The organism is Ochrobactrum sp. C6C9 (genome assembly GCF_022627935.1).
GTDB lineage: Bacteria > Pseudomonadota > Alphaproteobacteria > Rhizobiales > Rhizobiaceae > Brucella > Brucella teleogrylli.
Genome location: NZ_JABXGB010000032.1, coordinates 1 through 20,134 on the forward strand (window position 1 = coordinate 1; position 20,134 = coordinate 20,134).

Here is a 20,134-nt window from a genome sequence, read left to right on the forward strand (position 1 = left end):
AGCAACCTGCCGCTAGCAGCGTCGCCGCCCTCGTTGTGGCGCTATATAGGCCCCGCACACCAAAACTGTCAACACAGGTTCTGAGGTTTTTTGATATTTTTTTGACAATCGTCCACAGGGTGGCAAATTCGGGGATTTCACCACTCTATATATACGGGGAGGCGAAAGTACCGTTGCGGAAAGCCGGGCCACAAACCAGCCTCATTGGACGATTAGCTTCCGCTGAATTTAAAATTTCGCCGTATTGCACCGATAGCTGCCGAACCGATTGCATTGTGGATATCGGCGTTTGGCCGCCTCGTCATTGACTTACGCGTCAACGGCAGGCAAAACTCTGATGCCCGTTTGGGAGCCTTCCCTATACAAAGGAAGACACCTTAGCATCGGATCAGCGCATAAGTCGCTTTTCTGACAAGCGATGTTCAAGCACGTTTTCGTGCCATCAGGTTAAAAAGAAGGGCCGACTATAGCAGTATGAAGGATATGGGGCCGAATAATCTCGATCCGGGTGACGAGCCCCCGCTGAGCGTCGGCGGACGGCGGCGGCCTCCAGATCGGCGCGAAGTTTCGGCACGCTGGCTTGCCGGCACCTTCCTGACTGGCGTTACGTCCTGCATGCTGATTGGTGTTGCACTTTTTGCAGCTCTCGATGGGCGCGAGCAATTGGCGACCCCGCCCGAAATTCTTGCCCTCAATGATATGCCAGGCGCCGCTGAGGAAAGTGCTGTCACCAAAGGTGGCCGTCTCGTCAGCACGGTTTCGGCTCAGCAACCGCGCGACCGCCGCCGGTTCGACCTTTCTACCATGCAGAAAGTCGGCGAACGCGAAGTGATCCGCACCCGCCCGTTCGAACTAGTGAGCATGGCGCTTGCAGTTGATCATCCGACCAGCCGCAAATATCCGGCATTCGATGCGCTGACCGTGTTCTCCGAAGGTCCCGCCTCGCCGCAACCGGCGGACACCGGCCAGATTTACGGCGCCAAGGTTGAAAGCGAAGTCAGTCTCCATGTTGTCGATTTTCCGCTGAACAGCGCGACCTTCGACGCATCGAGCGATTTGTCGGTCGATGAAGTTGAAAAGGTCGTTCGCGACACCGGCGGCCTGCTGACCGATGGCGATGTTCAGGTCGCCTCGCTGCATTATGTTGATCCGGCCCGCTTTGGCGGCAATGATTCTCCTTATGCGCTCGGCCCCGCCCTCGGCGTGAAGATCACGCAGGAAAATGTCAGCGTTGCGCCGAAGGCGAATGACGAACAGACCGAAGACGGCTTTTCAGAAGAACTGATTCCCTTCCGGCAGACCGCCGATATTGCGCAGGCGCTGGAAGATGCGGGCTATACTGGCGATGACACGTCGAACATGGTCGATGCGTTGAGCAAGATGATGAATTCGCCGCGCCTGAAGCAAGGCAGTGTCCTGCGCATCGGGACTGAAACCCGCGACGGCGAAGACCGCATCGTACGCGCGAGCATTTATAATCGCACCACGCACCTTGTTACCGTCACGTTGAACGACCGCCAACAATATGTGCCGTCCGATGAACCCGAAGGAACGCCGCTTTTGCAGACGGCATTCGAGGGCAATGCTGTCCCCAGCGCCATCCGCGGCAACCTGCCCAATGTTTATGACGGTATCAGCCGCGCGGCCCTTGCCTATGGCATGACCGAAACAATGCGCGAACAGCTGGTCAAGATGTTGGCCACCGACGTAGACCTTCAGGCGCAGCTGACGCCGACCGACAATATCGACGCCTTCTTCTCGCTACCCGACGGGGCCGACGAACAGGACAAGGCAGACAGCGATTCGCAACTTCTCTACGTTGCGGCGACTTTCAGCGGCACGACCCGTAAATTCTACCGCTATCAGGCGCCAGACGGCAGCGTCGATTACTTCGATGAGAGCGGAAAGAGCGCAAAGCAGTTTCTGCTGCGCAATCCGGTGCCCAACGGTGTGTTCCGCTCCCCGTTCGGCATGCGCCGTCATCCGATTCTCGGTTATAGCCGCATGCATACGGGCGTCGATTGGGCAGCACCGCGCGGCACGCCAATCATTGCGACGGGTAATGGCGTCGTCGAGAAGGCAGGCTGGTCCAATGGTTATGGCAATCAGACCCTGATTCGTCATGCCAATGGCTATGTCAGCAGCTACAACCACCAGAATGCGATTGCCCGTGGCGTGACCGCCGGCGCAAGGGTGCGTCAGGGCCAGGTGATCGGCTATGTCGGTTCGACCGGTCTCTCGACCGGGCCGCATCTGCATTATGAAATGATCGTCAACGGAACCAAGGTGGACCCGCTTCGCATCCGCCTGCCGGATAACAAGGCCTTGAAGGGCAAAGAACTTGAAGCCTTCAAGCAGGAGCGTGATCGCATCGACGCGCTTTTGAACAGCGACGATAACGGCACCAAGCTTGCTGCCAACGCATCGACCAAGGGATAACAGAAAGCCGGGAAAGCAATGCTTGTCCCGGCTTGTTTATATGACCCGCGCAGGTCGAACTATTCGGAAAACTCGACGGTGACGCCTGCCTTGACGAGCTTGGCCAGTTCTTCTGCGTCCCAATTCGTCAATCGCACGCAGCCATGGCTCGACGTTTTGCCGATCTTGGACGGCTCCGGCGTTCCATGGATACCGTAAGTTGGCTTTGACAGCGCAATCCAGACCGTGCCGACCGGCCCGTTCGGTCCCGGCGGAATAGTCAGAACCTTATCGTTATTGCCCTGCTTGAAATTGATCTTGGGATTATAGGTGTAATTCGGGTTGATCGCGATACGCTCCACCTGCACGATGCCGGACGGCGACGGGTTATCCGATGAGCCGATGGTCGATGGATAGGCCACGACGAGCTTGCCGCTTTCATCATAGCCACGAACCTGCTTGCGTCCCTTGTCGGCAATAATTCTCGCCACCTTGGCGCGCACCGGCTTGCCGAGATTCGGTACTTTGACGATGGAACCCGGCTGATTGAAATTCACGCCCGGATTGATTTCCTTCAGATAATTTTCGTCGATGTGAAATTTCTCGCCCAGCATTTCCGTCACCGATGTATAGGCCATCGACGAGAGTTGCGCCTTATGGGCGTAATCTTCCGGGATCGACGCCACATATTGGCGACCGACATCCTCGTTGGTGATCGTATATTCGAAGAAGGCCGCACCACCGGTTGCTTCCAACTCGGCATTCACTGCCGCCTCGTCCGTCGGGTTGATGGATTTTCCAGTCAATTCGCCATAAGCGGCAGCAGCCTTGTCGACATTGCTGCCGGAGCGGCCGTCAATAACGCCGGGCGATGCGCCAGCGCGATCAAGCAGCACCTGAAAGGCTGCGATCTTGGCCTTGGCGCCCTCGCCCTTCGGCATTTCGATGGCCGGGGCCATATCGCTCGATTGCGGCACGTTGCGGGGCTGCTCGTAGCCGGGCTGACCGTAATTGTCCTGACCGCCATAATTCTGGTCGATGCTTGCGGAATTGGTGCCCGTATTATCGGGATAGTTTTCGCCGGACGGCGGCAATTCCGAACGCTGCACCTGACCATCCTGATTGCCGCGATAGCTCGGATCAGACGGGGCGGCGGGATAATAATTCGGGTCTTCCGGCACATTGCTGAAGCCGTCATAGGGCGAACCGCCATCAACCGGGCCGTTCAGTGTCCAGTTGTCGTCTTCCTGCGGATCACGACGGCTGTTGTGACCGCCATAGCTGTTGCGATCATAGCTATTGGCATCCTCAACGCTGATGATGCGCCCACGACGATCCATCGTCACGCGCCGTCCATACTGGTCGATGTAAACGCGCACGCGCCGGTCGTGATAGACCTCTTCGCCGGGATCATAGAGCTGCGCCAGTTGCACCGGGGCTTCCGTGAGCGTGGCATCACGGGTTTCTTCTGCGAAAGCGCCCGCACCGGTAGCGGGAAGCGCCGCAGAAGCGAACAATGCGAAACGAAGCATGCGTATGGAATGCGTCATGAAGGAAGTCCCAGGTGCCCGTAATATCAGACCGTTCAATCGGATCGTCAGATCATGGATGCCGCGAATATGGTTAATAACTGATTATCCGAGTATCAGCAGATGCCAGATGAACTGGACATGAAAATGGCCAAGTGACGACAAGTTTTATGAAATTTGTATCTGTAAAATTTCTTCACGCTTGCGGCACATCCGAAGCCGGATGCGGTAGAGCCCAAGAAAAAGCGCCGCAATCTTGCGACTGCGGCGCTTTGTTGGGGCAAGCGGGAGGTCAGGCTTCCACGCTTTCGTTCTTCGGATCGGGTTCCAGAGCACCACGAACCGGGCGGAAGTTGAGCCTGTCCGAACCGGCGGTGATCTTGACGAGCGAACCATCCAGAATGTCGCCCAGCAAAATGCGCTCGGCGAGCGGGTCCTGGACTTCCTTCTGAATCACCCGCTTCAAAGGACGTGCGCCGTAGGCCGGATCATATCCTTTGTTGGCGAGCCATTCGCGCGCATCCTCTCCCAGCTCCAATGCGATCTTGCGATCGGTAAGCAAGGTCTGAAGACGCTGCAACTGGATATCGACAATCGCCCCCATATCCTCGCGGCGCAGCCGGTGGAACAGGATGATTTCATCGACACGGTTCAGGAATTCCGGCCGGAATGCCGCCCGGACCACACCCATCACCTCATCACGAACGCTCTCGACATCGTCCTTCTCGCCCAGATTGACGAGATATTCGGCGCCAAGATTGGACGTCATGATGATGACCGTGTTGCGGAAATCGACCGTGCGGCCCTGACCGTCGGTCAGACGCCCATCATCCAGAACCTGCAATAGCACGTTGAACACATCGGGATGCGCCTTTTCGATCTCATCGAACAGGATCACCTGATATGGCCTCCGGCGAACAGCTTCCGTCAGCGCACCGCCTTCTTCATAACCGACATAGCCGGGAGGTGCACCGATCAGACGGCTCACGGAGTGCTTCTCCATGAATTCCGACATATCGATACGCACCATCGCGGTGTCGTCCTGGAACAGAAACGATGCCAGTGCCTTGGTCAGTTCGGTCTTGCCGACGCCCGTCGGCCCAAGGAAGATGAACGAACCGATAGGCCGGTTCGGGTCCTGAAGACCCGCACGCGCACGGCGCACCGCCTTGGAAACCGCCTGAACGGCTTCGCCCTGACCGATGACGCGCTTTGCAAGCTCATCTTCCATCCGCAGCAGCTTTTCGCGCTCGCCTTCGAGCATCCGGTCAACCGGAATGCCTGTCCAGCGGGAAACGACCTGCCCGACATGTTCCGGCGTCACGGTCTCTTCCAGCAGGGAACCCTTGTTCTCCTGGCTTTCAGACTGGGCAAGTTCCTTCTCAAGCTGCGGGATCTTGCCATAAGCAAGCTCACCAGCCTTCTGGAATTCACCGTTGCGCTGTGCGGTAGCCAGTGCATTGCGCGCTTCCTCAAGCTGACGCTTGAGATCGGCGGCAAGGCCGAGCTTCTGCTTTTCCGACTGCCACTTGGCGGTCAGTTCAGCTGATTCTTCTTCCAGATCGGTCAGCTCTTTTTCAAGACGCTGCAAACGATCCTTGGAAGCGGCATCGGTTTCCACCTTCAGGGCTTCGCGCTCGATCTTCAGCTGCATGACGCGGCGGTCGATCTCGTCGAGTTCTTCCGGCTTCGAATCGACCTGCATGCGCAGACGCGACGCGGCCTCGTCCACAAGGTCGATAGCCTTGTCGGGCAGGAAGCGGTCGGTGATGTAGCGGTTCGACAGCGTTGCGGCTGCGACCAGTGCGGAGTCCGATACGCGCACCTTGTGATGCTGCTCGTATTTTTCCTTCAGGCCGCGCAGGATCGAGATCGTATCCTCGACTGTCGGCTCATCCACGAAGACCGGCTGGAAACGGCGCGCAAGTGCGGCATCCTTCTCGACATATTTGCGATATTCTTCCAGCGTGGTCGCGCCGACGCAGTGCAACTCACCACGCGCCAGGGCAGGCTTGAGCAAGTTGGACGCATCCATCGCACCATCAGTCTTGCCTGCACCGACAAGCGTATGCATCTCATCGATGAAGAGAATGACCTGACCGGCAGCCGTCTGCACTTCTGACAGGATCGCTTTCAGCCGTTCCTCGAACTCGCCGCGATATTTCGCACCGGCAATCAGCGCGCCCATGTCGAGCGCCATCAACTGCTTGTCCTTCAGCGATTCGGGCACGTCGCCATTAACGATACGCAGCGCCAGACCTTCAGCAATAGCTGTCTTGCCGACGCCTGGCTCGCCGATTAGCACCGGATTGTTCTTGGTGCGGCGCGACAGAACCTGAATAGTGCGACGGATTTCCTCGTCACGACCGATCACCGGATCGAGCTTGCCGTTGCGGGCATCCTCGGTCAGATCACGCGCATATTTCTTCAGCGCGTCATAATTGCTTTCGGCAGAAGCGGAATCGGCAGTGCGGCCCTTACGCATATCGTTGATGACCTTGTTCAACGCCGTCGGTGTGACACCGGCTGCGGCAAGAATTTCAGATGTCTTTGCGGATTTCTCGATGGCCAGCGCCGTCAGCAGCCGTTCGACCGTGACAAAGCTGTCGCCAGCCTTGCTGGCAAGCTCTTCGGCAAGCGTGAAAACCTTGGCCAGCGGCTGCGAGAGATAAAGCTGGTCGTTGCCGCCCGATACTTTCGGCAGCTTTTCCAATGCGCTCTGCAAACCGAGGCGCACATCGGCAATGCGTCCACCAGCCCGCTCGATCAACGATGCGGCAAGCCCCTCATCGTCATCGACAAGGATTTTCAGGATGTGCTCAGGGGTGAACTGCTGGTTGCCGGACGAAAGCGCGAAGGTCTGTGCCGACTGAATGAAACCGCGAACGCGTTCCGTGTATTTTTCAATATTCATAATGTCTCCTTTGCCCTCCAGCCCTCTAGAGGCACCGGAAGATGTTGGGTGACGAAGCCCCCGCAAGGGCGGGCTTCATGTCTTTCCAAGACAGGATATGGGACTATGACCGCCTTTCGGCAAGGGTGGGCAACGCAAGCGCGACCAAATAAAAATGGCGCGGAAAACCGCGCCATTTTCAAATTGGATATCGAAACGCTTAAGCGTCCGAATCGACAGGTTCCGTTGCTGGCGTATCGCTGCCGGCATCTTTAGCAACACGGCGCGGACGACCCGGACGACGGGTGGCGCGACGCGGCGCAGCTTCATCATCAGCCTTTGCTTCGACAGGTGCTTCTGCCGGAGCCTCAACCGGTGCAGCTTCGGCAACCACCGGAGCAACCTTTGCAGCCCGGGCGACCGGAGCTGGTTCCTGTGTTTCCACGGGAGCTTCTACGACCGGCTGTTCGCCTGCTTCACCGGCCTGCGCTTCCGGGCGCTCTTCGGCATTGAAGCGTTCACGTTGCGGGCGGCGTCCACGTCCAAGGCGGCGATCGCGATTGTCACGTTCGCGCGGCTGGCGGCTTTCGCCGCTTTCCTCGCCATAGATTACTTCGGCAGGGGTGCCTTCGATGACCGGCTGCGGGCCCGAACCATTGACCGGACGCGGCTCTGCGGCCACGGCTGGCGTGAAGCCGGTATCGTCGTCATCGGCGCCGTCATCGTCGAAGGTTTCTTCGCGCTGGAACGGCACCGGATTCTGCGCCATGGCAGCCATGATGATGCGGTTGTAATGTTCAGCGTGCTGAAGATAGTTTTCAGCCATCACCCGGTCGCCAGAAGCCTGAGCGTCACGCGCGAGGGTCGAATATTTTTCTGCAATATGTTGCGCATTGCCACGGATCTTTACGTCAGGTCCGTTGCTTTCGTAATTACGCGACAGAGGATTGGGGCCCTTGCGGTTATTGTTATTATTATTGTTGTTATTCCCCCGTCCGCGCATACGCCTATTCTGCTGTGCTGGCCTCATATTCATCTCTTTTCAGATTAAAGGGCGCAGAAACGTTGCGACGAAAAAAGCCGCCTGTTTCTTGCTATTGAGCCATGGAGGAAGCACGCCCTAAAACTTCCTACACATCGACTATTCTTAAAGCGCGCCGCATTTCATATTGTTCGCGTGACGCACATTAAGGGGTTGCTTTTATGCATGCCGTTCCCGGAAAACCGGTCCCCACTTTTCCGCGACATGCCTCTCAGCTCCGCATATCCAGATGGATGGCCGGAACCTGACGGTTGCATTGTGCAAGGCCCATTCCGAAAAGCATCGCTTTTCGGGACCATGCCTGAAAGTCGTGTACTTCCGTACGAGCCATCTCCAAAGGCTTAGACCCCGGGAGAGCATGACCTCAAATCGTCATGGAGCATTTCCGCCACGGCCCTCAAAAAGCGGGCAAAACCATTCTGGCTGTATACGGTGGCCGGAAACTAAACGGCTTCGCGGCAAATTCCAAGTGTTTTTTCGCGCCGTTGGGTATCAAAATTTCGTTTATGATTTTTGCGCAAAAAGCATGGCCCTTCTATGGCCGCCCAGATCACGCGCATCGTTTGCGAGTTCAAAACCCGCTTGCTCAAACAGCGCTTTTACATCCTGGAATTGTCCGGCGCCGATTTCTACGGCAACCATACCACCTTCATATAGGTACTCAACTGCCCGTTCTGCAAGGGCCCGGTAAAAATTCAGCCCATCCTGACCGCCATCCAGCGCCGCAAGCGGATCATGCTCGCGCACTTCCCGCGACAGACCGGCGATGTCTTCATGCGGAATATAGGGCGGGTTTGAGACGATCATATGAAACCGTCCGCTGATATTGGCGAACCAGTCGCTTCGCAGCGCCGCGAAACGTTCACTTACGCCATTGTTCGCAGCGTTGATTCGCGCCGTAGCCAGCGCGCCTTCCGACACATCGAGACCGATGCCATGCAATGTCTCGAAGCGATGCAGGAGCGAGATCACAATCGCCCCGGTTCCGGTGCCCATATCAAGCAGTTCGGCGACGCCATGTTTTTCGATCAGCGCTTCTAGCCGCGGAATAACCAGTTCCACCAGCGCTTCCGTATCCGGGCGCGGTTCAAGCGTCTCGGCGGAAAGCCGGAATGACAGGCCGTAAAACTCGCGAACGCCGATGATGCGATGCACGGGCTCGCCTTTTGCACGACGCTCCAGCGCCGCACGCAATGTCTCGACACGCTCGGCATCGATCTGCCGGTCCGGCGCGGAAATCAGATCGAGCCTTGTTGCGCCCGTCGCCCATTCGATGAGCAGGCGCGCATCAAGATCGGGCGTTTCGAGCGCGGCATCGCGCAACTGCCGTCGCGCCTGCGCTGCCAGAACGTCAAGACGCTCGCTACTCACGCTCAGGCGCCCAGTTCGGTCAGAAGTGCTGTCTGGTGATCGGAAATCAGCGCATCGACCAGTTCGTCGAGATCGCCTTCCATCACACGGTCGAGCTTGTAGAGCGTCAGGTTGATGCGGTGATCGGTAACGCGGCCCTGCGGGAAATTGTATGTACGGATACGTTCCGAACGGTCACCGGAACCGACCTGGCTGCGGCGCGCTTCCGAGCGTTCACTTTCCGCCTTCTGCCGTTCCATATCGTACAAGCGGGCGCGCAGGATCTGCATGGCGCGGGCGCGGTTCTGATGCTGGGATTTTTCCGCCTGAACCACCATGATGCCGGTCGGAATATGGGTGATGCGCACGGCCGAGTCAGTCGTGTTGACATGCTGTCCGCCAGCGCCCGATGCGCGCATCGTATCGATGCGGATATCCTCGTTGCGGACCTCGATATCAATGTCTTCAGCTTCCGGCAGCACGGCAACCGTCGCAGCCGATGTATGAATGCGCCCGCCAGCCTCGGTTTCCGGCACACGCTGCACGCGATGCACGCCCGATTCGAACTTCATCTTGGAGAAGACGCCCTTGCCGGAAACCGTCGCGATGATTTCCTTATAGCCGCCCGCATCGCCTTCGCTGGCAGAGACCAGCTCGACGCGCCAGCCCTTTTCGCTGGCGTAGCGCTCATACATGCGGAAGAGATCGCCCGCGAAAAGCGCTGCTTCCAGTCCACCCGTACCGGCGCGAATTTCAAGAATGGCGTTCTTTTCGTCAGCCGCATCCTTGGGCAAAAGCAGAATCTGCACTTCCTGCTCCAGCGCCTCGACGCGCTTTTCGACCTCCGGCAATTCCTCGACAGCCAAGGCGCGCATTTCGGCATCCGTCGACGCATCGTCGCGCATCGCCGCCAGATCTTTCGCTTCGCCACGCGCATCGCTCAATTCGCGAATCTTGCCGACGACTTCCTGCAATTCGGAATATTCGGAAGCAAGCTTCACATAGGTTTCCGAATCCGGATTGTCGGCCATCTGGCTTTCGATCATCGAGAACCGCTTCAAGAGCTGGTCCATCCGGTCCTGCGGCAATGCGATCATGTCATGTCCTAAAAACTGTCGTCCGTGTGCAAATGTGCGAAACCGGGCCTGCCGCATTCCGCGCCACACCCGGTCATTCTATGCAATTTGCCTTGCTATAACGGAATATCGTTGTCTTCTGCAAATCGAAGCATCAATTCGCGCAGCGAATGCGCGACGTTCGGCTTGTCCAGCTCTTCATTGAGAAGCGCATTCAGCTTCGTGGTATCGAGCGCGCCGAGCATCGCCTTGACCGGGCCGATGGCCGCAGCCGACATGGAGATGGAGCGGAAGCCGAGGCCGATGAGCGTCATCGCCGTCAGCGGACGTCCTGCCATTTCACCGCAGAGCGTGACCGGCTTGTCATGCCGGTTGCCGGTATCGACAATATGGCGCAGCGTCCGCAGGAAAGCCGGAGAAAGCTGGTCAAAACGACCGGAAATCAGCGAATTGCCGCGATCCACCGCCATCAGGAACTGGAACAGATCGTTGGAGCCGACGGACACGAAATCAACCGCCGTCATCAGCTCGTCCAGCTGCCACAACAGGGCTGGAACTTCGACCATCGCGCCAAGCTTCATCCGCGTCGGAAGCGCATGCGCAAACCGCGACAGATGGCGCACCTCGCGCTCGATGATCTCACGCGCCGCCTTCACCTCGGCAACTTCCGTCACCATCGGTAGCATGAGCTTCAGTTCACGTCCGCCCGCCGCCTTCAAAAGCGCGCGCAGCTGGGTGCGCAGCAGACCCGGACGGTCGAGCGTGAGACGGATGGCGCGCCAGCCAAGCGCCGGGTTTTCTTCCTGCGCCGATGCGCTGAAGTAAGGCAGCACCTTGTCGCCACCAATATCGAGCGTGCGGAAAGTGACCGGCTTGTCGCCCGACGCTTCCATGACCGAGCGATAGAGCCGCTCCTGCTGCTCCGCCCGCGGGAAAGTCGAGGCGACCATGAACTGCAGCTCGGTGCGGAACAGGCCGATGCCCGATGCGCCCGATGCCGCAAGCTGCGGCAGGTCGACCAGAAGGCCCGCATTCATCAAAAGCGAAATATCGACGCCATCCTTGGTCAAGGCGGGCTTGTCGCGCAATTCGCGATAATGCGCCTGACGCCGCGCCCGGAAGCGAACCTTTTCCGCATAGGCCGATTCGAGATCGGACTGCGGACGCAGATGCACCACGCCCTCGTCGCCATCGACGATGGCGGCATCGTTGTTTTCCGCCATGGAAACGGCGCCCTTGGCCTGCCCCACCACGGGAATCCCCATAGCGCGCGCCACAATCACCACATGGCTCGTCGCGGCGCCGTCTTCCAGCACCACGCCGCGCAAACGCTCACGCGGATAGTCCAGCAATTCGGCGGCGCCCATGGAGCGCGCCACGATGATCGCATCCTTGACCAGCGATTCGGCCATCGTCTTGATGTCGCGGCCCATCAGCTGGCGCAGCAGACGATTGGCAAGATCATCAAAATCCGACAGGCGCTCGCGCATATAGGGATCGGTCAGATGCATCATCCGCGCGCGCGTGTCGCTCTGCACCTTTTCGACTGCGGCTTCTGCGGTCAGACCGTTATGGATCGCCTCTTCCAGACGCCGCACCCAGCCACGATCATGCGCGAACATGCGATAGGCTTCCAGCACTTCGCGATGCTCGCCCTCAATGGCCACATCGCGGCGCGACAGCATGTCATCGATGGAAATGCGCAGGGAACCGAGCGCCTGATCGAGACGGGCAAGTTCCGCCTGACTATCCTCATTGAAGAGATTGGTGACGACAATGCGCGGCTCATGCAGCACGACGTGACCAAGACCGATGCCGTCATTGAAGGCCGCCCCGGTCACGCTCATCGGGCGGCCCATATCAAGGTCGATGCCGGGGCGCACGAGCTTCAGCCCATCGCCGGATGCGATGATTTCGGCAAGTACCATGGCTGTCGTTTCAAGCGCTTCGACTTCATCTTCACGATAGGCGCGCTTGGTGCGGTTCTGCACGACGAGAACGCCCATCGTGCGGCCTGCGCGCAGCACGGGAACGCCGAGGAAAGAATTATACACTTCTTCGCCCGTTTCCGGCAGATAGGCGAAAGCCGGATGGCTTTGCGCATCGGTGAGGTTCAACGGGCGCGCGCTTGCAGCAATCGTGCCGACAAGACCCTGACCGAGACGCAATTGCGCCAGATGGACCGACTGAGGGTTCAAACCTTCGGTGGCATAGAGTTCGAGTACGCCGTCAGCGCGAAGCACATAGAAGGAGCAGACTTCCGCGACCATATTCTGCGCGATTTCACGGACGATCCGGTCAAGGCGCGGCTGCGGCTCAAGCGGCTCAGCCATCAATTCGCGCAGCCGCTTCAGCAGCACGCGGGGACCGGTTGTCTGATCGCGCATGATCGTCGGACACTCCTCTTGTGCAGTTTCGGCACCGAGGTGAAGCGGCTTTCCGTGCGAACTGCGGCGAATAAAGAGAAAACGGCTTTGCTTGCTCCGTACTACCGAAAGCCGTTCGGACTGGTGGCCCGCTTTCGCCGACCGATTCCCATTACCCGCCCGCGACGCGTTACGCCAACCCCTTTGTGAGCATTTTTGACACTGCCGTCTAGTGCTTTAAGCAGAAATTCTGCCAGGTTCCGGAACGAAAAAATGCCGCGAACCATTTACGGACGCGGCATTGTTTCAAAACGGTTTAGTAAAAGCCGGGTTTTATGCCGGCTTAATATCAGCGTTCAGCTGATTACGATTTGTCGAGACCGTAGACGGCGTGCAGCGTGCGCACCGCGAGTTCCGCATAAGGGCCGTCGATCAGGATCGAGATCTTGATTTCCGACGTCGTGATGGCGCGAATGTTGATGCCCTTTTCGGCCAGCGCCTTGAAGGCGGTGGCGGCAACGCCCGCATGGCTGCGCATACCGATGCCGATCACGGAAATCTTGGCCAGACCCGTTTCCGACTGGATGTTGTCGAAGCCGATTTCACCCTTGACCGTGTCGAGAACGCGCAGCGCCTTGTCGATGTCGCCGGTCGGGATCGTGAAGGTCATATCGGTCTTGGAACCGTCTTCCGACACGTTCTGGACGATCATATCGACATTGATGTGTTCTTCGGCGAGCGGGCCGAAAATGGCTGCCGACACGCCCGGTCGGTCGGCCACACGCCGCAGCGAAATCTGAGCCTCATCTTTCGCAAAGGCGATACCTGTGACGGTCTGCTGTTCCACGATTTCATCCTCGTCGCAAATAAGCGTTCCGGGCGGGTTGATCGGATCACCCATGCCCGGCGCATCGGGGTCCGTAAAGCTCGAGCGCACGAAAGTGCGTACCTTGTGCACCATGGCGAGTTCGACCGAGCGCACCTGCAAAACCTTGGCGCCAAGCGAAGCCATTTCCAGCATTTCCTCAAAGGAAATTTTTGGCAGGCGGCGCGCCTTCGGCTCGATGCGCGGATCGGTCGTGTAGACGCCGTCTACATCGGTATAGATATCGCAGCGATCAGCCTTCACCGCAGCGGCGACAGCCACAGCCGAGGTGTCCGAACCACCGCGTCCGAGCGTCGCGATGCGGTTATCCGGGCCCAAGCCTTGGAAACCGGCCACAACAGCAACCTGTCCCATTTCCATGCGACGGATGATTTCCGAACCGTCGATGTCCTGAATACGGGCCGCGCCATGCGCATTGTCGGTCTTGATTTGAATCTGCCAGCCCTGCCACGAACGCGCATCGACACCAATCGACTGAAGCGCAATTGCCAGAAGGCCGCTCGTCACCTGTTCGCCGGAAGCGACGATGGTGTCATATTCGCGCGCATCATAGAAAGGCGAACTGGCGCCACATACCTTCGGCATGTTCTGAACCCAGTTGACCAGTTCATTGGTCTTGCCGGACATGGCCGAGACGACAACAGCAACCTGATTGCCCGCCTCGACCTCGCGTTTGACGTGGCGCGCCACATTATAGATGCGTTCCAGATCGGCCACCGAAGTGCCGCCGAATTTCATCACGATGCGCGCCATTTAAGGATACGTCCCGCTATTTTGAAAATTACACTCTCACCTGTCCAAACCTTATAATCTTGCGACAGGCAAACCCGGGGTCACATAGCTAATATGTCGCGGTTCCGCAAGGCCGCGATTCGCAAGAACGTTCCGATAGGGCCACGAATGCCGGAATTTGATTTGCAGCTTGACTTTGAAGCGCTACCTTGAGAGCAGAACTGCACGCTTCCGCAGCTGGAGAATGAAATGACCGAGACTGCCCGCACCACCATCGACGCTTCCGAGATCGAGCATTTCTCGCGCATTGCCGCAGAATGGTGGAACCCGCAGGGCAAGTTCCGCCCGCTGCACAAATTCAATCCGACGCGCCTTGCCTATATCAAGGAAAAAATCTGCGTCAGGTTCAATCGCGATCCGAATTCGCCGCGCCCCTTCGAAGGACTGCGCCTGCTCGACATCGGTTGCGGCGGCGGCCTTCTTTGCGAACCGATGGCGCGTCTCGGTGCAACCGTGATCGGCGCGGACGCCTCCACCACCAACATCGAGGTTGCGAAAATCCACGCCGCGCAAAGCGGCGTCGAGGTCGACTACCGCGCCACGACGGCGGAAGCTCTGGCCGAGGCAGGGGAGAAATTCGACGTGGTTTTGAACATGGAAGTGGTCGAGCATGTTTCGGACGTCGATCTGTTCATGTCCGCGACCAGCGAAATGGTGAAGCCTGGCGGGCTGATGTTCGTCGCCACCATCAATCGCACGCTGAAAGCCTATGGTCTGGCGATTATCGGCGCGGAATATGTGCTGCGCTGGCTGCCGCGCGGCACGCATCAATATGAAAAACTGGTGCGCCCGGAAGAGCTGGAATCCGCACTTTCGAAAGGCGGGCTGCGCCTCATCGACAAGCTGGGCGTCACCTATAATCCGCTTGCCGACAGCTGGAGCCGCTCCCGCGATACGGATGTGAATTATATGGTTCTGGCCGAGCGGCCCGAATAATCATCCAATAATCAGCTTTAATAATTATCCCTTCTGGGCTCTGGTTGTCATCGCCACACCAATCGCGATGACGACAGCACCGATCCATGTGAGGGGCGGATAATGCTCGCCCAGAAACAGCGTGCCGGAAATGAGTCCGAGCGCTGCGGCCACATAGCCGATCTGGCTGAGATAGACCGGTCCGCCCACCGCTTGTAGCCGGAAGAACAGCGCGAACATTCCAGCTGACGCAATCGCCTGTGCTGTGGCAGCCCATGGTGCAAGCGCAAATGTCTCAACCGGAAAACCGCCGGTGAACAGCAAAATTCCTGCAAAAAGCATGATGGCGGAAGCCAGATGACTGCCTGCCGCAAGCTCCGTCGGATCGGAGTTTTTTGGCCAGTCCAGTGTGCGATAGACATTGCCGCAGGCGAGAAACACCGGAATAAGCAAGGCGGCCGCAACCCAGAGCGGATCGGCGGGTTTGCCGACCTCGCCGCGTGTCAGCGCCACGAGGATTGCGCCGATGAAGCCGACGGCAATACCGCCAATGCCCAGCGCATTGGGACGGCGTAAGCCGAAACCCATCGAAATCACCAGCGTGATAACCGGTGACAGCGTGTACATGATTCCCGTGAAACCAGCGCCGAGACGCGGAATTGCCGACAGGATCAGAAGATTGGGCAAGGCATAGGAAATGATTGCCGTGCAGACGTAATAGCGTGCGCGCCCGCCGGAAAAGCCGAGGCTTTTTCCCCGCAAAAGCAGAAGGGCAAGCAAGATCACGCCAGCACTGGCGGAAAACAGAAAGGTCCACATGGCAGGCGGGACGCCCGCCTGGGCGGCGATTTTTCCCAGAGGCAGGATAAGCCCCAGCAAGGTGCCGGTGGCCAGAAGCAGAAAGGAGGCGGACTCCATCAATTTCATGCGTTCGGCCTCCCCTGCCGTGCTGTCATGCCGAACAGGTGTCGGGCGGAAACCTAATTCTGATCTTCCGGGAAAACCGGCAATGGCATCACGTCAACGCCGTCTTCAAGCAGCGAATGCACGTCCTCACGCGAGGCTTCGCCATAGATGCCACGCTGTTCCGTTTCCCCGAAATGGATCTTGCGCGCTTCCTCGGCAAATTTGTCACCGACATAATCCGCATTCTCGCGGACCTTGCGGCTCAAATCGCGCATTTCTTCAAGAACCTTCTTCTGGGCTTCACCCAGCGCCATTGCGATCTTTTCCTTCGCCCGCGCCGTCGAGACGGCAGGAGCCATCAGAGCCTTCTGCACCTGATGCGAATTGCAGACCGGACAGGAGACGAACTTCATCTCCGACTGCCGATCGAAATCGGCATTGTCGCGGAACCAGCCCTCGAATTCATGGCCGTGATCGCAATGAAGCGAAAAGCGGATCATGGAATTATGCATCCTCTTTCTGTTTTGCGGTTACCGTCTTCACGGTAAACTCGCGCGCATTCTTCAAATTCGGCACCTTGCCGCGCGCCGCAGCACTTTCGGCAACATCGATATCGGCAACGATCACAGCCGGTTCATCATGGTTGGCTTCGGCCAGCACCTTGCCCCAGGGCGACACGATGATCGAATGCCCATAGGTCTCGCGCCCGTCCTCGTGCAATCCGCCCTGCGCCGCCGAGATCAGGAATGCGCCATTTTCGATGGCCCGCGCACGCTGCAAGATGTGCCAGTGCGCCTCGCCGGTCTGTTTGGTGAAGGCGGCGGGACCGGTAATCACATTGGCGCCAGCAAGCGCCTGTGCGCGGAAAAGCTGCGGGAAGCGAATGTCGTAGCAGATCGCCATACCGATATTGGCGAAAGGCAGTTCGGCGACAACCGTTTCCTTGCCCGGCTCATAGGTTGCCGATTCGCGCCAGCTTTCGCCATTGTCGAGATCGACATCGAACATATGGATCTTGTCATAGGTGACGAGCTTTTCGCCGGAGGGCGTAAACAATCCGGCGCGATTGGCAATCCTGCCATCGCCCGCATCAATGGCCGTCGAGCCGATATGCAGGAAGATGCCATGCTTTGCCGCCAGCGCCGACGCTGCCTTGAAAACAAGGTCATTGGCTTCGTCGCGCAGGCTTGCCTTGAACGCCACGCGATCACGCATCATCGCGCCGGTCATTTCGGGCGATTGCACGTAAGTCGCGCCCTGCGCCGCCGCTTCAGCGACAAGTTTCTCCAGATCCTCGATATTGCGGACAACATCAGTGCCGGAACGCATCTGTAGTGCGGCAGCGCGAAACGTGCTCATCGGTTTCTCCCCCGTTATAAAAATTAATTCAGTTCGCCGGTCCTGAGCAGACCATCAAGCTTGCCCTGACTGTCCAGCGCGAAGAGATCGTCGCAGCCGCCGACATGCACGGCGCCGACGAAAATCTGCGGGAAGGTGTTGCGGCCCGAACGCTCTTGCATTTCGGCGCGCAGTTCCGGCGTAGCGCCCGCATTGATCTCGTTGAACTCCACGCCCTTGCGGGTCAGAAGATCGACTGCACGCGAGCAATAAGGGCAGCCGGGACGCGTATAGATGGTGACATCAACCATGAAAAACTCCATTCGTTGCCACACTATATAGTCGGCAACGCTCCGCTCTGGAAGACCCTCCCGGTTTCACGACGGTGTGTGCAGGCTTGTTCTTGCCCGCAAGTTTCAATCAGGCAGAACACGGCTGAATGTCAGAACATCGACGCTTTTTGCCCCGCCGCGCAGCAAGGCGCGTGTTGCGGCCTTCACCGTCGCGCCCGTCGTGTAAACATCATCGATCAGCAGGACGCGGCGTCCGCGCACGTGAATTTCCTGCTCCTTCGGCACACGGAAGGCACCATCCACATTGCGTTTGCGCTCCTTGGAGCCAAGCCCGATCTGCTGCTCGGTGCGCCGGATGCGGTTCAGGGCTTGCGGCGCAAAAGGCAGTGCACTCTGCTTTGCCAGCGCCCGCGCAAGCTCGGCTGACTGGTTGAAACGGCGGCTCCAGAAGCGCCAGCGATGCAGCGGCACCGGCAGGATCACCTCGCACTCCTCCAGCAATTCACGGCCTGCGCGCTGCATCCAGCGCGCCATCCATGGCGCGAGATCGGTGCGGTCATGGAATTTCAGCGCCACGGCCATGCGCTGCGCCGCCCCGCGATGCACCACCGCCGACCGCACGCGACGAAACGGCGGCGGATCGGCAATAGCCTCAGCGCTCATGAAGCCGTCGCCAAAGTCGTGACCAAACGGCACACCCAGCACCGGGCAATAAGGCCGCTCGATAAAGCGAAGTTGCGACCAACAGGCCGGGCACAATGTCCCCGGTTGCGAGACATGCGCCTGACAGCCGACACAGTTTGCTGGAAACAACAGATTGGTAGTCGTGCGCAGCAGATGCCGCGCAGCGAACCGCACGCCAGCGTAAAGCCTGCGCAAAAAGGTTTGATGCGGTGTATCATCATCCGCCATTGCATTCGCCCCCGTTCGAATGCATCTATGCCCGCGACTAAAGCGCGTCGCGCTTTATCTATTTGTTTCTACGCATGTCGTTGCCGGAAAACCGGTTCCCACTTTTCCGCGACATGCTTTACACTATACGCCGCGTAGCAAAAGAAAAGACGGATTCCATGCCTGCCCCCGAAAGCGCGATCTTCGACCGCGATCTACAGCTTGCCTTTCGCCGCCGCGCTTTTCGGCGTGCCGAACCGGGTGCCGATTTTCTGTTGCGGCGCGTGGCCGAAGACCTTGCCGACCGTCTGGATACCGTCGAGCGTCGCTTTCCCGTCGCCATCGATCTGGCGGGCCATAATGGTCTTGCGGCAGCGGCCATTGCGAGTTCCGGCAAGGCGGACACGATTTTGCGCGTCGAACGCGATGCGGATTTCCTGAAAGGTCCGTTTCCGGCCATCGTCGGTGACGAGGAGATGCTGCCGATCAAACCCGGCAGTGCCGATCTGATCGTATCGCTGATGGCGCTGCACGCCACCAATGACACGCCCGGCGCCATGGTGCAGATCGCCCGCGCATTGAAGCCTGATGGGCTTTTTCTCGCAGCGCTCAGCGGCAGCGGCACGCTCGGCGAATTGCGAGAAAGCCTGTTACAGGCGGAAATCGAACTGACCGGTGGTGCATCGCCGCGCGTTTTTCCGTTTGCAGATGTGCGTGATGTCGGCGGACTGTTGCAGCGGGCGGGCTTTGCACTGCCGGTAACGGACGTGGAAAACGTGACGGTGCGTTATGATTCGCTGTTCAACCTGATGGCCGATCTACGCGCCATGGGCATGCAGAATATCGTGCGCGACCGTTCGCGCCGTCCGGTATCGAAACGGCTATTCCTGCGCGCAGCGGAAATCTATGCCGAACGCTTCAGCGACCCGGACGGGCGCATCCGCGCTACATTCTCGATTATCTGGCTGTCCGGTTGGGCTCCGCATGAATCCCAGCAAAAGCCGCTCAAGCCCGGCTCCGCCAAGGCATCGCTGGCCGATGCGCTGAAGAAAGCCGAAGAAGAGTAATTAACAGTCGCCGCGATGGCTTCCATCCACATCGATGACGCAGACCGAATTCGGGTTCGGCTGAAGCACGCTCTTGCGCACCGTATAGGTCTGTGCGGCGGCACGTGGCTGGGTGGCAGGATCGCGCTTGATGGAGCCGGTCATGGTCCGATCAATACCCGCTGGCAGAACCGACTGGGCCGCAACCTTCGCCGCCTGATCGTTGAGGATCGGGACAATAATCAGCGCCATTGCCACAGCGGCAGAACCAAACAACAGCACCAGACGCAGGAAACCACGCCCCGCTTTTGTCAAAGTGGTGGGTGCATATTCGTTGTGATCGGCACTGAAATAATTGTTGTCGAAACTCATGATACCCAACTCCGGAGCGGC

At 58.5% G+C, this 20,134-nt stretch carries 16 protein-coding genes; 3 read left to right on the forward strand and 13 right to left on the reverse strand.

The window, feature by feature from the left end:
• The first annotated feature begins 474 nt into the window (after positions 1-474).
• Entirely contained in the window at positions 475-2,439 is a 1,965-nt protein-coding gene (locus HWD97_RS20575; RefSeq protein WP_109369865.1) for a M23 family metallopeptidase, read from the forward strand.
• 59 nt (positions 2,440-2,498) lie between these two features.
• On the opposite strand, the gene HWD97_RS20580 is transcribed toward HWD97_RS20575, so the two are convergent.
• From HWD97_RS20580 to HWD97_RS20610, 7 genes are all read right to left on the reverse strand, one after another.
• Positions 2,499-3,968, reverse strand: a complete 1,470-nt coding sequence (locus HWD97_RS20580; RefSeq protein WP_109369866.1) for a L,D-transpeptidase — start codon at positions 3,966-3,968, stop codon at positions 2,499-2,501.
• A 271-nt stretch (positions 3,969-4,239) separates the two neighbouring features.
• Positions 4,240-6,861, reverse strand: coding sequence for an ATP-dependent chaperone ClpB (gene clpB / locus HWD97_RS20585; protein WP_109369867.1), 2,622 nt, complete (start codon positions 6,859-6,861; stop codon positions 4,240-4,242).
• 199 nt (positions 6,862-7,060) lie between these two features.
• Entirely contained in the window at positions 7,061-7,870 is an 810-nt protein-coding gene (locus HWD97_RS20590; protein ID WP_109370326.1) for a DUF4167 domain-containing protein, read from the reverse strand.
• Positions 7,871-8,386: 516 nt separating this feature from the next.
• Entirely contained in the window at positions 8,387-9,253 is an 867-nt protein-coding gene (gene prmC / locus HWD97_RS20595; RefSeq protein WP_109369868.1) for a peptide chain release factor N(5)-glutamine methyltransferase, read from the reverse strand.
• 2 nt (positions 9,254-9,255) lie between these two features.
• A complete protein-coding gene (prfA, locus tag HWD97_RS20600; RefSeq protein WP_140026354.1) occupies positions 9,256-10,329 on the reverse strand; it encodes a peptide chain release factor 1 in 1,074 nt (357 codons plus the stop codon).
• A 95-nt stretch (positions 10,330-10,424) separates the two neighbouring features.
• Entirely contained in the window at positions 10,425-12,695 is a 2,271-nt protein-coding gene (gene ptsP, locus HWD97_RS20605) for a phosphoenolpyruvate--protein phosphotransferase (protein WP_109369870.1), read from the reverse strand.
• Positions 12,696-13,038: 343 nt separating this feature from the next.
• Entirely contained in the window at positions 13,039-14,313 is a 1,275-nt protein-coding gene (locus HWD97_RS20610; RefSeq protein WP_109369871.1) for an aspartate kinase, read from the reverse strand.
• Positions 14,314-14,541: 228 nt separating this feature from the next.
• On the opposite strand from HWD97_RS20610, the gene ubiG reads away from it, so the two are divergent.
• Positions 14,542-15,288: a bifunctional 2-polyprenyl-6-hydroxyphenol methylase/3-demethylubiquinol 3-O-methyltransferase UbiG gene (gene ubiG, locus HWD97_RS20615; protein WP_109369872.1), complete on the forward strand. Its 747-nt coding sequence runs from the start codon at positions 14,542-14,544 to the stop codon at positions 15,286-15,288.
• 24 nt (positions 15,289-15,312) lie between these two features.
• Here the strand turns inward: ubiG and HWD97_RS20620 are convergent, their stop codons facing one another.
• The 5 genes from HWD97_RS20620 to HWD97_RS20640 form a co-directional block, all read right to left on the reverse strand.
• Entirely contained in the window at positions 15,313-16,194 is an 882-nt protein-coding gene (locus HWD97_RS20620; RefSeq protein ID WP_109369873.1) for a DMT family transporter, read from the reverse strand.
• 53 nt (positions 16,195-16,247) lie between these two features.
• Positions 16,248-16,673 carry a DUF1178 family protein gene (locus HWD97_RS20625; RefSeq protein WP_109370327.1) on the reverse strand — a complete coding sequence of 142 codons (426 nt, stop codon included), beginning with the start codon at positions 16,671-16,673 and terminating at the stop codon, positions 16,248-16,250.
• A 4-nt stretch (positions 16,674-16,677) separates the two neighbouring features.
• Positions 16,678-17,532 (reverse strand): carbon-nitrogen hydrolase family protein, encoded by an 855-nt coding sequence (locus HWD97_RS20630; protein ID WP_109369874.1) that lies wholly within the window; start codon positions 17,530-17,532, stop codon positions 16,678-16,680.
• Positions 17,533-17,555: 23 nt separating this feature from the next.
• The gene (gene grxC / locus HWD97_RS20635; RefSeq protein WP_109370328.1) at positions 17,556-17,822 is read right to left on the reverse strand and encodes a glutaredoxin 3; all 267 of its coding nucleotides are present in this window, start codon (positions 17,820-17,822) and stop codon (positions 17,556-17,558) included.
• Between the two features lie 105 nt (positions 17,823-17,927).
• Positions 17,928-18,716, reverse strand: coding sequence for a ComF family protein (locus HWD97_RS20640; RefSeq protein WP_109369875.1), 789 nt, complete (start codon positions 18,714-18,716; stop codon positions 17,928-17,930).
• 158 nt (positions 18,717-18,874) lie between these two features.
• Between HWD97_RS20640 and HWD97_RS20645 the strand changes: the two genes are divergently transcribed.
• Positions 18,875-19,762: a methyltransferase domain-containing protein gene (locus HWD97_RS20645; RefSeq protein ID WP_109370329.1), complete on the forward strand. Its 888-nt coding sequence runs from the start codon at positions 18,875-18,877 to the stop codon at positions 19,760-19,762.
• Here the strand turns inward: HWD97_RS20645 and HWD97_RS20650 are convergent, their stop codons facing one another.
• Positions 19,763-20,113 carry a hypothetical protein gene (locus HWD97_RS20650; RefSeq protein ID WP_109369876.1) on the reverse strand — a complete coding sequence of 117 codons (351 nt, stop codon included), beginning with the start codon at positions 20,111-20,113 and terminating at the stop codon, positions 19,763-19,765. It lies immediately after the preceding gene.
• Positions 20,114-20,134: the final 21 nt, after the last annotated feature.

Bases quoted from the DNA above. Each gene is read 5' to 3' on its own strand.
- clpB (WP_109369867.1), bottom strand. From the start codon at position 6,861: ATGAATATTGAAAAATACACGGAACGCGTTCGCGGTTTCATTCAGTCG.
- HWD97_RS20580 (WP_109369866.1), bottom strand. From the start codon at position 3,968: ATGACGCATTCCATACGCATGCTTCGTTTCGCATTGTTCGCTTCTGCG.
- HWD97_RS20645 (WP_109370329.1), top strand. From the start codon at position 18,875: ATGCCTGCCCCCGAAAGCGCGATCTTCGACCGCGATCTACAGCTTGCC.
- HWD97_RS20650 (WP_109369876.1), bottom strand. From the start codon at position 20,113: ATGAGTTTCGACAACAATTATTTCAGTGCCGATCACAACGAATATGCA.
- HWD97_RS20620 (WP_109369873.1), bottom strand. From the start codon at position 16,194: ATGAAATTGATGGAGTCCGCCTCCTTTCTGCTTCTGGCCACCGGCACC.
- HWD97_RS20610 (WP_109369871.1), bottom strand. From the start codon at position 14,313: ATGGCGCGCATCGTGATGAAATTCGGCGGCACTTCGGTGGCCGATCTG.
- ptsP (WP_109369870.1), bottom strand. From the start codon at position 12,695: ATGCGCGATCAGACAACCGGTCCCCGCGTGCTGCTGAAGCGGCTGCGC.
- HWD97_RS20640 (WP_109369875.1), bottom strand. From the start codon at position 18,716: ATGGCGGATGATGATACACCGCATCAAACCTTTTTGCGCAGGCTTTAC.
- HWD97_RS20625 (WP_109370327.1), bottom strand. From the start codon at position 16,673: ATGATCCGCTTTTCGCTTCATTGCGATCACGGCCATGAATTCGAGGGC.
- grxC (WP_109370328.1), bottom strand. From the start codon at position 17,822: ATGGTTGATGTCACCATCTATACGCGTCCCGGCTGCCCTTATTGCTCG.
- prfA (WP_140026354.1), bottom strand. From the start codon at position 10,329: ATGATCGCATTGCCGCAGGACCGGATGGACCAGCTCTTGAAGCGGTTC.
- ubiG (WP_109369872.1), top strand. From the start codon at position 14,542: ATGACCGAGACTGCCCGCACCACCATCGACGCTTCCGAGATCGAGCAT.
- HWD97_RS20630 (WP_109369874.1), bottom strand. From the start codon at position 17,532: ATGAGCACGTTTCGCGCTGCCGCACTACAGATGCGTTCCGGCACTGAT.
- HWD97_RS20590 (WP_109370326.1), bottom strand. From the start codon at position 7,870: ATGAGGCCAGCACAGCAGAATAGGCGTATGCGCGGACGGGGGAATAAC.
- HWD97_RS20575 (WP_109369865.1), top strand. From the start codon at position 475: ATGAAGGATATGGGGCCGAATAATCTCGATCCGGGTGACGAGCCCCCG.